The organism is Micromonospora sp. NPDC051227 (assembly GCF_044455385.1).
GTDB lineage: Bacteria > Actinomycetota > Actinomycetes > Mycobacteriales > Micromonosporaceae > Micromonospora.
The window spans coordinates 300063-312147 of sequence record NZ_JBITET010000008.1 but is presented as its reverse complement, the minus strand read 5'-3'; the positions used below and the strand labels follow the sequence as shown (position 1 = coordinate 312147).

The window sequence follows — 12085 nt, the reverse complement described above, 5'->3', positions numbered from 1 at the left end:
GATCGACCCCAACGACTCACCCGCAGCCCGACCCAACCCGATCTGCTCCCGCTCCAGCGGGCTCAACCTCGACGCCATAACCACCCCAACGACAATCACGAAAGAGTGTTGCAACCACCGGTTGAGCCCGCCGTGCGAACGGAAACTGTCCAAGATCTGCTGTGGCGTGGGCGTTCCGGTGGCTCTTCGCGCCGGATGGTCGGGGTCAGGCCAGCCCGGCGCGGCGCAGGGCTTCCGCCATCGCGTCATTGGCCGGCGCCGGTGCGCCGTGGCGCTGCTGACCGCCGCGACCACCCTGCCCGCTGCCACGGCCGGCCTGTCCGCCGCGCTCACCCTGTCCGCCGCGCTCACCCTGCCCGGCACGACCGCTCTGCTGTCCGGTGGCGCGACCGCCCTGCGGCGCGCGCTGCGCCGGGCCGCCACGCCCCTCCTGGCTGGTCCGACCACCACCGCCGCCACCACCGGCGGCGGGCTCGTCGTCCAGGCGCAGGGTCAGCGAGATCCGCTTGCGGGGTACGTCCACGTCGAGCACCCGGACCTTGACCACGTCGCCGGACTTCACCACCGCGCGGGGGTCCTTCACGAAGGTCCGGGACATCGCCGAGACATGCACCAGACCGTCCTGGTGCACCCCGACGTCGACGAACGCGCCGAACGCCGCCACGTTGGTGACCACGCCCTCCAGCACCATGCCCGGCTTCAGGTCGCTGATCTTCTCCACCCCCTCGACGAAGGTGGCGGTGCGGAACTCCGGGCGGGGGTCCCGGCCGGGCTTCTCCAGCTCGGCGAGGATGTCGGTGACGGTGGGCAGGCCGAACCGGTCGTCGACGAAGTCGGTGGCCCGCAGCCCACGCAGGATGGCGCTCCTGCCGATCACCGAGCGCAGGTCCTGCCCGGTGGTGGAGAGGATCCGGCGCACCACCGGGTACGCCTCGGGGTGCACGCTGGAGGAGTCCAGCGGGTCGTCGCCACCGGGGATGCGCAGGAAGCCGGCGCACTGCTCGAACGCCTTCGGCCCGAGCCGGGCCACCTTCTTCAGCTCGGTACGCGTACGGAACGGCCCGTTGGCGTCCCGGTGCAGCACGATGTTCTCCGCCAGGCCGGCGCCGATACCGGAGACCCGGGTCAGCAGCGGCGCGGAGGCGGTGTTGACGTCCACCCCGACCGCGTTCACGCAGTCCTCCACGACCGCGTCCAGCGATCGGGACAGCTTCACCTCGGACAGGTCGTGCTGGTACTGACCGACACCGATCGAGCGCGGGTCGATCTTGACCAGCTCCGCGAGGGGGTCCTGGAGGCGGCGGGCGATGGAGACCGCGCCGCGCAGCGACACGTCCATCCCGGGCAGCTCCTGCGAGGCGTACGCGGAGGCGGAGTAGACCGACGCGCCGGCCTCGGAGACCATCACCTTGGTCAGGTTGAGCTGCGGATGCCGGGCGATCAGATCACCGGCGAGCTTGTCGGTCTCACGGGAGGCCGTGCCGTTGCCGATCGCGATCAGCTCCACCCCGTGCGCCCCGGCCAGCCGGGCGAGGGTCTCGACCGACGCGTCCCACTGCCGGCGCGGCTCGTGCGGATAGATGGTGTCGGTGGCGACCACCTTGCCGGTGGCGTCCACAACGGCCACCTTCACGCCGGTCCGCAGGCCCGGGTCCAGGCCCATCGTGGGCCGGGTGCCGGCCGGCGCGGCGAGCAGCAGGTCCCGCAGGTTGGTGGCGAAGACCCGGACCGCCTCCTCCTCGGCCGCCTGCCACAGCCGCATCCGTAGGTCCGCGCCGAGGTGGATGAGGATCCTGGTACGCCACGCCCAGCGGACCGTGTCGGCCAGCCAGCGGTCGGCCGGGCGGCCCGCGTCGGACACCCCGAACCGGCCGGCGATGGCCGCCTCGTACCGGGTCGGGCCGGTCGGTACGGCGTCCGCCTCGCCCACCTCCTCCGACTCCATGGTCAGGTCGAGCACGCCCTCCTTCTCGCCCCGGAACATCGCCAGGATCCGGTGCGAGGGCAGCTTCGGGTACGGCTCGGAGAAGTCGAAGTAGTCGGCGAACTTCGCGCCGGCCGCCTCCTGACCCTCGCGTACCCGGGAAACCAGCCGGCCCCGCGACCACATCTGCTCGCGCAGCGTGCCGATCAGGTCGGCGTCCTCCGCGAAGGTCTCGATGAGGATGGCCCTTGCGCCCTCCAGCGCGGCGGCGGCGTCGGCGACGCCCTTCTCCTCATCGACGAACCCGGCGGCGGTGGCCCGTGGGTCCTGACCCGGGTCGGCCAGCAGCGTCTCGGCCAACGGCGCCAAGCCGGCCTCGCGGGCGATCTGCGCACGGGTCCGCCGCTTCGGCTTGTACGGGAGGTAGATGTCCTCCAGCCGGGACTTCGAGTCGGCGGCCATGATCTGCGCTTCCAGGGCCTCGTCCAACTTGCCCTGGCCGCGGATCGACTCCAGCACCGCGGCCCGCCGCTCGTCCAGCTCGCGCAGGTAGCGCAGCCGCTCCTCCAGGGTGCGCAGCTGGGTGTCGTCGAGCAGGCCGGTGGCCTCCTTGCGGTAGCGGGCGATGAACGGCACGGTGGCGCCGCCGTCGAGCAGCTCCACGGCCGCCCGCACCTGACGCTCGGCCACGCCGAGCTCGTCGGCGATCCGCTGATGAACAGACTGGGTCACGATCTCGATCCGCCTTCGGGAGTGGGTACGCCTGCATTCTGCCGGGCGGGCCCTGGCGCTGTCGCCGCGCCCGGCCGGGGCGGGGGGCCGAACCGCCGCGCCCGGCCGGGGTGACCGGCGGCGGTCCCGTCGGGCCTGCGCTAGCGTGGCGATCATGGAATCTGCTGCGGAGCCGCGCGCCCGGCGGCTCTTCGGCGGCAGCGCCCGAGCCCTCGGTGACCTCACGGCCAACCCGTTCCGTGCCGACCGGGACCGGATCGTCGGCTCGCCGTTCTTCGCCCGCCTCGGTGGTGTCACCCAGGTGATCAGCCCGGTCGGCTCCGGGCTGCTGGTGCACAACCGGCTCACCCACAGCCTCAAGGTCGCCCAGGTGGCCAGGGCGGTCGCCGAGCGGTTGACCGCCGACGAGCGGTGGCGTGACCTGCTGGACAAGCTCGGCGGCTGCGACCCCGACGTGGTGGAGGCGGCGGCGCTCGCCCACGACCTCGGCCACCCACCGTTCGGGCACCTGGGGGAGCGGGTGCTGGACCGGCTGGCCCGCCAGCGTCTCGGCCTCCCCGACGGTTTCGAGGGCAACGCGCAGTCGTACCGCATCGTCACCAGCACCGAGATCCGCGGCGCGGCCACCACCGGGTTGGACCTGACCGCGGCGGTCCGCGCGGCCATGCTGAAGTACCCGTGGACCCGCCTGGACCACCCCGACCCGCACCCGCGCACCATGGACCCGCCGCCGCGCGGCGCCACCCCACCGCCGGACGACCCGGAGAGCGGCTCGTCGAAGTTCGGCGCGTACCGGACCGAGCTGGACGACCTGCGGCAGGCCCGGGCGCCGTTCGCTGGTCGCATCCCGGACTGGCAGCAGACCGTGGAGGCGTCCGTGATGGACACCGCCGACGACATCGCGTACGCCATCCACGACGTGGAGGACTTCTACCGGGTCGGGGTGCTCCAGCAGGGTTCGGTCTCCGCGGAGTTGATGGCCTGGCAGCGCGAGAGCGGGCAGCTGCGGGCGATCACCGACGCGGCGCTGGCCACGGCTGCCCGGCGACCCGGGGCGGCGATCGAGCGGCTACGCCGGCAACTGCACCGCAAGGACGCCTGGATCGCCGACGACGACGCGTTCGCCGCCGCCGTCGAGCACGTCCGCGAGGAGTTGGTGGACGGGCTGCTCGCGATGCCGTTCGACGGCTCGATCGAGGCCGAGCAGTACGTGGCCCGCTTCTCCGCCCGCTGGTCCACCCGCTTCGTCGAGGCGATCACCGTCACCGAACAGCCGTCGGTGCGCTCCGGGCACGTGCTGCTGGGCTGCGCCCAGTGGCACGAGGTGCAGGTGCTCAAGTTCGTCCACCACCGGTTCGTGCTGGCCCGCCCGGATCTCGCCCTGCACCAGCGCGGCCAGGCCCGGCTGCTGGGCACCCTGGTCGAGGCGCTCTGGGAGTGGCTGCTCGACCCGGAGGAGGAGTCCCGGCTGCCCCGGCGGCTGCACGACCTGGTCGAGTTGGCCGAGGCGGAGCTGCACCCGCGTACCCCGGACCGGATCGGTCGTGCCCGGGGGCGAGCCATCGTGGACTTCGTCGCGCAGCTCACCGACGGTCAGGCGGTGGCGATGCTGGACGCGCTCTCCGGCCGGTCCGGCGCGCTCTGGACCGACGCGTTCGTGCTCTGACCTGACGTCAGGCGACGGCCTGCCACCAGCCGTCGACGGCGGGCGGGTCGTCGACCACCACCCGTTCGCCCGGCCGGGGCACGGTGAGCCGCACGTCGCGGGCCTTCGCCTCGGCCCACAGCCGGTCGACCGGCTCGGACCAGTCGTGCAGGGCCAGGTTGAACGTCGCCCAGTGCACCGGCACGAACAGCCCACCGCGTAGGTCGAGGTGGGCGCTGACCGCCTCCTCCGGGAACATGTGGATCGTCGGCCAGGCCCGGTCGTACGCGCCGATCTGCATCAGCGTCACGTCGAACGGCCCATGCTCGGCGCCGATCTCCGCGTACCCGTCGAAGTAGCCGGAGTCGCCGGTGTAGAAGACCTTGCGGCGGGCCCCGGCCACCACCCACGAGCTCCAGAGCGTGCCGTCGCGGCGCAAGCCTCGTCCCGAGAAGTGCTGGGCGGCGGTGGCGGTGATCTCCAAGCCGGCCACCTGATGCGACTCGGACCAGTCCAGCTCGATGATCCGTTCGGCGGGTACGCCCCAGCGGTCCAGGTGTGCGCCCACGCCGAGCGGCACCAGGAACGGCGCGGACTGCCCGGCGAGCAGCGCCCGCACGGTGGCCATGTCGAGGTGGTCGTAGTGGTCGTGCGAGATCAGGATGGCGTCCAGCGGGGGCAGCTCGTCGACGCCCACCGGTGGCTCGTGCAGCCGGCGCGGGCCGACCAGACCCGAGGGGGAGCACCGCTCGCTCCAGACCGGGTCGAGCAGCACCCGCCGGCCCTCGATCTCGATCAGGGTCGAGGCGTGGCCGTACCAGACGATGTTGAGCTCGTCGGCGGTGTCGGTGGCCGTCGGCCCGCCGGCGCTGGGGCGCAGCAGCGGCACGGGTGCGGTGGGACGCCGCTTCTGCTTGCCGAAGATCAGCTCGCGGACCAGGTTGCGCCCCGGCTCGGCGATCATCGTGCGGGTGCCGGCCCGGTTGTGGAAGGTGCCCTCGCGGAACTGCGGCGAGCGGGCCGCCCGTTCGGCCCGCGCCCCGCTGAGACGGCCACCCAGCGCCGCCGGCACATCCCGGGCGACCCAGGCCAGGCCGGCCAGCGCGGCCAGGCCGGCGGCGCCCCGCATCCGCCGCCCGAGCGACCGTTCGACGTCCGTGTTCTGCACTCGTGCCATTGCCGTCCCTCCGACGTGTCCGCCCTACACGGTAGTCACCCGGACCGACCCGTGCCTCGGTGGTCGCCACGCCGGGTCGGTCGCCGACAGCGGCGACCGACCGGGACGGACTTACGGGGTGCCCTAGCCGCCGTTGCTGGGGCGTCGGGCGGTGATCCGGAACGTCCTGCCCACGCCCGCGATCCGGTCGACCGCGGCCAGGAACTTCGGGCCCATTGCGGCCCGGGCCTGCACCGCCGGGTGGGTCGCGCCGAAGTCCTCCGGGTTGGCCTGACCGTCGGCGAAGAGGGCGTAGGTGAGCACCGCCGCGCCAGAGCGGTCGAAGATCACGCCGGCCTCGTGCCGGGCGTCGGCGTACCAGCCGGCCTTGGTGGCGATCCGGGCCCGCTCGTCGGAGGACATGGTGCGCCGGATGCCGTCGGTGAACGCCACCGGGGAGCGCAGGATGCCCAACAGGTACGTCGTCGAGGCGGGGGAGAGCAGCGTGCCAGCGACCAGGGCGCGCAGCAGGTCGTGCGTCTCCCGGGGGGTGCTGGTGCCGAGGAAGAACCGGTTCGGGTTCGCCACCGGCTGGACCTGGGTGTTCGGGAAACCCTTGGCGACCAGGATGGAGTTGATCTCGGCGGCCGGGGCGACCAGCCCGCACAGCCGCACCGCCGTGTCGTCCGAGACGGTCAGCAGGTTGGCCAGCACGTGCCCGATGGTCACCAGGCTCGGGTACGCGCCGTCCAGGCTGAAGATGCCGTCACCGCCCGGTACGACGATCGCCGCGCTCACCTCGACCTGCTGGTCCAGGGTGAGCAGCCCTCGGTCGACCTTGTCGAGGACCGCCGTGGCGACGGCGATCTTGTTGACGCTGTACGCCTCGATCCGCCGGTCCGCGTCAGCCTCGACCGCGACCACCGGCGCACCGGCCGGGTCGGCGACGCTGACGTACGCCTGCCAGTTGCCGCCAGCCTCGGTGCTGTGCTTGGTGAAGACGGAGGCGATCCGGCGGGCGGCCCGAGCGGGGGTGGTCGGCGACGCCTCTGTGGTCTCGGCGGCGCTCGCCGGGGCAGCAGCGCCCAGCACCGTGCCGGCGGTGGCCACAGTGCCCAACCCGAGTGCCGTTCTGCGGTTCAGTCGCATGGTCAATCGTCTCCCCGATCGTGGTGTGCCAGAGCGCTTGCTGGCCCACCACCCTAGGCGAGTTGATCGATGCACGACGCCCCCGAATTTGTCCCGAACAGTCCCGAACAGGTCAACCGAACCGTCGACGCAGCGCGGCGCCCGCCGCAACCACCGGCCCGGACACGAGTTGCCGCAGGTCGGGCAGGTGGCCGCCGCGTACCGCCTCGCCGGCCGGGTTCGCGGCGAAGACCGAGCCGTCGTGCGCGGCGACCGACCGTCCACTCAGGCCCGCCGCCCGCATCAACGGCCCGACGAGGACGTCGTAGACCCCCGGCAGCACGGTGAATCCGGCCCGCAGCACCACGTTGAGCCGACCGACCGACACCTCCCGGCGCGGCCGGTCAACACAGTCCACGATGGCCCGGGCCACCCGCTGCGGGCCGGCGACCGGCGGCGGAGGTCGCCCGATCCGACCCAGATAGTTGGCCGCCTGCTGGTACACCGGTGTGTCCACGCTGCCCGGGTTGACCAGACACAGCCGGATCTCCGGGCTGTCGCGCAACTCCTGCTGCACCGTCCGGACCAGACCCTGCAACCCCCACTTGCTTGCGACGTACGCGCTCATGTACGGCGCGGTGATGTGCCCGAGCACCGAACCGGTGAGGATCACCGTGCCGGCCCCGGTGGCCCGGAAGTGCCGCAGCGCCACCCGCACCGAGCCGGCGGCGCCGAGCAGGTCGGTCCGCACCACCTGGTCGAAGACCCGTTCCGGCAACTCGTCGAAGCGACCGTAGGCCATCACCGCCGCCGTGTGCACCCAGACGTCGATGCGGCCGAAACGGTCGATCGCCTCGCCCGCGAGCGCGTCCAGCGCGTCCGGCTCGGTCACGTCGGTCGGCACGGTCAGCACGTCGACGTCGGCGCACTCCGCGCGTACCTCGGCCAGGGTCGTGGTGGCGCGAGCGGCGAGGACCAGGCGGTCGCCGCGCTCGGCGAACGCCCGGGCGGTCGCCCGGCCGATCCCGCTGCTCGCGCCAACGATCACGACCACCCGGCTCACGGCACTCTCGCACTCATGGTTCGAGCACGACCTTGATGCAGCCGTCCTCCTTCTTCTGAAACATCTCGTACGCCTGCGGCGCCCGGGCCAGCGGCAACCGGTGGGTACGCAGGTCCTCCACGCCCAGCGGGTCGTCGTCGCCGGAGAGCAGCGGCAGGATCTCGTCGGTCCACCGGCGCACGTGACACTGCCCCATCCGCAGCTGGATGCCACGGTCGAACATCTCCATCATCGGCATCGGGTCCGCCTCGCCGCCGTACACCCCGGAGAGCGACACGGTGCCGCCACGGCGAACCGCCTTGAGCGCGGCGTGCAGGACGGACAGCCGGTCCACACCCGCCCGGTCCGTCATCGTCTGGGCCAGCTTGTCCGGCAACAGCCCGGCGGCGGTCTGCGCCAACTTCCCCGCCGGCGAACCGTGCGCCTCCATCCCGACCGCGTCGATCACCGCGTCCGGGCCGCGGCCGTCGACCAGGTCGATCAGCGCGCCCGGCACGTCGGACAACTCGCTGACGTCGAGCACCTCGATGCCGTGCCGGCGGGCCAACTCCAGCCGCTCGGGAACCAGATCCAGCCCGATCACCCGGCCCGCGCCGAGGTGGCGGCCGATCCGCGCGCAGAACTGCCCGACCGGACCCAGGCCGAAGACGGCCAGGGTGCCGCCCGGCGGGGTGTCCGCGTACTTCACCGCCTGCCAGGCGGTGGGCAGAATGTCGGACAGGTAGAGGTAGCGCTCGTCGGCGCCGGTCTGCGGGATCTTGATCGGCCCGAAGTGGGCCTGCGGTACGCGCAGGTACTCGGCCTGCCCGCCCGGCACCGAGCCATAGAGCGACGTGTAGCCGAACAGGGACGCGCCCTTGCCCTCGCTGGTGACCTGGGTGGTCTCGCACTGGGCGTAGAGCTGGCGCGAACACATCCAGCAACTGCCACAGGCGATGTTGAACGGCACCACCACCCGGTCGCCCGGCTTGAGCCCCGTCACCTCCGACCCGACCTCCTCGACGATGCCCATCGGCTCGTGACCCAGGACGTCACCCGGCTTCAGGTACGGTCCGAGCACCTCGTAGAGGTGCAGGTCGGAACCGCAGATCGCGGTCGAGGTGATCTTCACGATGGCATCGGTCGGCTCCTCGATCCGAGGGTCCGGGACGTCCTCGACCCGTACGTCTCGCTTGCCCTGCCAGGTGAGCGCCTTCATGTCCCTCATCCCTTCTCACTGCCGTCTCAAGACTGCTACCCGGGCTCGGGCACTTGAACCGGCCGCCTGTCCCTGGCGTGGGTGGGTGCGGTGGAGGGCTGGGGGCGGCCGTCCCCAGCTTCGGCGGCGATATGTGCGCCTTGACGGTCTTTGTCGCGCTGGTGTACGGCTCGTCCGGCCGAGATCGAGTTGATCCACTCGCGTTCCTTGAAGTCGCGGTATCCGGCGCCCGGCAACAGGCCGATTTCCTGAAACCCGAGTGGATCAGGCGCGGCGATGCGAGGTGAGGCGCGGTGAGGCGAGGCGAGGCGAGGTGTGGCCATGCGAGGCGAGGCGAGGGGGCCGGTGGTGCGGACGAGCCGTGACCAGGGTCAGGGCTGGGGCGACCGTCCCCGGCGGAGGGATCAAGCCTGACCGCCCGGAGCCGGGGACGGTCGCCCCAGCTCCCACCGCAACCAAACCAAAGCCAAAGCCAAAGAGCCAAAGCCAGACCGCCGTACCCCTGGGAAAGCGGGATACGGCGGTCGGTACGGCGGACCTCAGGAACCGGGGGTGTTGTTGGCTCCCTTGGCGGTGGCCGTGAGGTAGTCGCGGTTGAGCCGGCCGATGGTGTTCAGCGGGATGCCCTTCGGGCAGGCCGGGGTGCATTCGCCGGCGTTGGTGCAGCCGCCGAAGCCGGCCTCGTCGTGCGCGTCGACCATGCCGATCACCCGGGTGTAGCGCTCGGGCTGGCCCTGCGGCAGCAGCGAGAGCTGGGTGAGCTTGGCGGCGGTGAAGAGCATGCCGGAACCGTTCGGGCAGGCCGCCACGCAGGCGCCGCAGCCGATGCAGGCCGCCGACTCGAAGGCGGCGTCGGCGTTGGCCTTGGCCACCGGGGTGGAGTGGGCTTCGGGCGCGCTGCCGGTCGGCGCGGTGACGTAGCCGCCAGCCGCGATGATCTTGTCGAAGGCGCTCCGGTTGACGACCAGGTCCTTGACCACCGGGAAGGCGCTGGCCCGCCACGGCTCGATGTCGATCGTCTCGCCGTCCTTGAACTGCCGCATGTGCAGCTGGCACGCGGTGGTACCGCGCTGCGGCCCGTGCGCGTCGCCGTTGATCATCAGGCCGCACATGCCGCAGATGCCCTCGCGGCAGTCGTGGTCGAACGCCACCGGGTCCTCGCCCGCGAGGATCAGCCGCTCGTTGAGCACGTCGAGCATCTCCAGGAACGACATGTCCGGGGACACGTCGTCGACCGGGTAGGTCACCATCCGACCCTTGTCCTCAGGGCCCTTCTGGCGCCAGATGCGCAGGGTCAGGTTCACTTGTAGCTCCGCTGCGTGGGGTGGACGTATTCGAACTTCAGGTCTTCCTTGTGCAGCACCGAGGGCTCGCCGTCGGCGGTGAACTCCCAGGCCGCCACGTACGCGAACCGGTCGTCGTCGCGCTGCGCCTCACCGTCGGGGGTCTGGTGCTCGGCCCGGAAGTGGCCGCCGCAGGACTCCTCGCGGTGCAGGGCGTCGATGCACATCAGCTCGGCCAGTTCGAAGAAGTCGGCCACCCGGCCGGCCTTCTCCAGCGACTGGTTGAGTTCCTCGCCGGTGCCGGACACCTTGACCCGCTGCCAGAACTGCTCGCGCAGGGCGCGGATCTCGTCGATCGCCTTGCGCAGCCCGGCCTCGCTGCGCTCCATGCCGCAGTGTTCCCACATGATCTGGCCCAGCTCCCGGTGGAACGAGTCCACGGTCCGGTCGCCGTTGACGGCGAGCAGCCGCTGGACGCGGTCCTCGACGTCGGTACGCGCCTCGACCGCCGCCGGGTGGCTGGCGTCGACCTTTTCCAGCGGGCCGGAGGCCAGGTAGTTGGCGATGGTGGTGGGCAGCACGAAATAGCCGTCGGCGAGGCCCTGCATCAGCGCCGAGGCGCCGAGCCGGTTCGCGCCGTGGTCGGAGAAGTTCGCCTCGCCGATCACGAACAGGCCGGGGATGTTCGACTGGAGGTCGTAGTCGACCCACAGGCCGCCCATGGTGTAGTGCACGGCGGGGTAGATGCGCATCGGCACCTCGTACGGGTCCTCGCCGGTGATGCGCTCGTACATCTCGAAGAGGTTGCCGTACTTGGCCTCGATGGCCTTGCGGCCCAGCCGGCCGATTGCGTCGGCGAAGTCGAGGTAGACGCCGAGCTTGGTCGGCCCGACGCCCCGACCCTCGTCGCACACGTTCTTCGCGGCCCGGGAGGCGATGTCGCGGGGAACCAGGTTGCCGAAGGAGGGGTAGATCCGCTCCAGGTAGTAGTCCCGCTCGTCCTCCGGAATGTCCTTCGGGCTGCGGTCGTCACCCTTGGTCTTCGGCACCCAGACCCGGCCGTCGTTGCGCAGCGACTCACTCATCAGGGTCAGCTTCGACTGGTGGTCGCCGGAGACCGGGATGCAGGTCGGGTGGATCTGCGTGTAGCAGGGGTTGGCGAAGTAAGCGCCCTTGCGGTGCGCGCGCCAGGTGGCGGTGACGTTGCAGCCCTTGGCGTTGGTGGAGAGATAGAAGACGTTGCCGTAGCCGCCGGAGGCGAGCACCACGGCGTCGGCCATCTCGGTGCTGATCTCGCCGGTGACCATGTCCCGGACCACGATGCCCCGGGCCTTGTCGTCCACCAGGACCAGCTCCAGCATCTCGTGCCGGGTGTTCATCTCCACGTTGCCCAGGCCGATCTGCCGTTCGAGGGCCTGGTACGCGCCGAGCAGCAGCTGCTGGCCCGTCTGGCCCCGGGCGTAGAAGGTGCGCTGCACCTGGGCGCCACCGAAGGAGCGGGTGTCCAGCAGGCCGCCGTACTCGCGGGCGAACGGCACCCCCTGGGCGACGCACTGGTCGATGATGTTGACCGACACCTCGGCGAGCCGGTGCACGTTCGACTCCCGGGAGCGGAAGTCGCCACCCTTGACGGTGTCGTAGAAGAGCCGGTGCACAGAGTCGCCGTCGTTGCGGTAGTTCTTCGCCGCGTTGATGCCGCCCTGTGCCGCGATGGAGTGCGCACGCCGCGGGCTGTCCTGGTAGCAGTAGGACTTGACGTGGTAGCCCTGCTCGGCCAGGGTCGCGGCGGCCGAGCCGCCGGCCAGGCCGGTGCCGACCACGATCACCGTCATCTTGCGGCGGTTGGCGGGGTTGACCAGCTTGGCCTCGAAGCGCCGGGTCTCCCAACGCTTCTCGACCGGGCCGGCGGGAGCCTTGGTGTCGGCGATCGGGTCGCCCTCGGTGAAGAGTTCCATG

8 protein-coding genes are annotated in these 12085 nt (G+C 71.6%); 1 reads left to right on the top strand and 7 read right to left on the bottom strand.

Going from position 1 to position 12085, the window contains the following annotated elements; translation table 11 throughout:
* Positions 1 to 205: 205 nt before the first annotated feature.
* Entirely contained in the window at positions 206 to 2656 is a 2451-nt protein-coding gene (locus ACIA47_RS21575; RefSeq protein ID WP_396710135.1) for a Tex family protein, read from the bottom strand.
* Between the two features lie 154 nt (positions 2657 to 2810).
* Here ACIA47_RS21575 and ACIA47_RS21570 point away from each other — a divergent pair, with 154 nt between their 5' ends.
* A complete protein-coding gene (locus tag ACIA47_RS21570) occupies positions 2811 to 4322 on the top strand; it encodes a deoxyguanosinetriphosphate triphosphohydrolase family protein (protein WP_396710133.1) in 1512 nt (503 codons plus the stop codon).
* Positions 4323 to 4329: 7 nt separating this feature from the next.
* On the opposite strand, the gene ACIA47_RS21565 is transcribed toward ACIA47_RS21570, so the two are convergent.
* The 6 genes from ACIA47_RS21565 to ACIA47_RS21540 all read right to left on the bottom strand — a co-directional run bounded on the left by ACIA47_RS21565 (position 4330) and on the right by ACIA47_RS21540 (position 12084).
* Positions 4330 to 5478, bottom strand: a complete 1149-nt coding sequence (locus ACIA47_RS21565; protein WP_396710131.1) for an MBL fold metallo-hydrolase — start codon at positions 5476 to 5478, stop codon at positions 4330 to 4332.
* 123 nt (positions 5479 to 5601) lie between these two features.
* On the bottom strand, positions 5602 to 6606 hold the full coding sequence (locus tag ACIA47_RS21560; RefSeq protein WP_238411455.1) for a serine hydrolase: 1005 nt from the start codon (positions 6604 to 6606) through the stop codon (positions 5602 to 5604).
* Between the two features lie 112 nt (positions 6607 to 6718).
* Entirely contained in the window at positions 6719 to 7648 is a 930-nt protein-coding gene (locus ACIA47_RS21555; protein WP_396710128.1) for an SDR family NAD(P)-dependent oxidoreductase, read from the bottom strand.
* A 13-nt stretch (positions 7649 to 7661) separates the two neighbouring features.
* Positions 7662 to 8846, bottom strand: a complete 1185-nt coding sequence (locus ACIA47_RS21550) for a zinc-dependent alcohol dehydrogenase (RefSeq protein WP_396710158.1) — start codon at positions 8844 to 8846, stop codon at positions 7662 to 7664.
* A 539-nt stretch (positions 8847 to 9385) separates the two neighbouring features.
* Complete coding sequence (locus tag ACIA47_RS21545; protein ID WP_282307401.1) at positions 9386 to 10150, bottom strand: succinate dehydrogenase/fumarate reductase iron-sulfur subunit; 765 nt, start codon at positions 10148 to 10150, stop codon at positions 9386 to 9388.
* Positions 10147 to 12084: a fumarate reductase/succinate dehydrogenase flavoprotein subunit gene (locus ACIA47_RS21540; protein WP_203122977.1), complete on the bottom strand. Its 1938-nt coding sequence runs from the start codon at positions 12082 to 12084 to the stop codon at positions 10147 to 10149. Before ACIA47_RS21540 ends, ACIA47_RS21545 begins: the two co-directional genes overlap by 4 nt.
* Position 12085 lies beyond the last annotated feature (1 nt).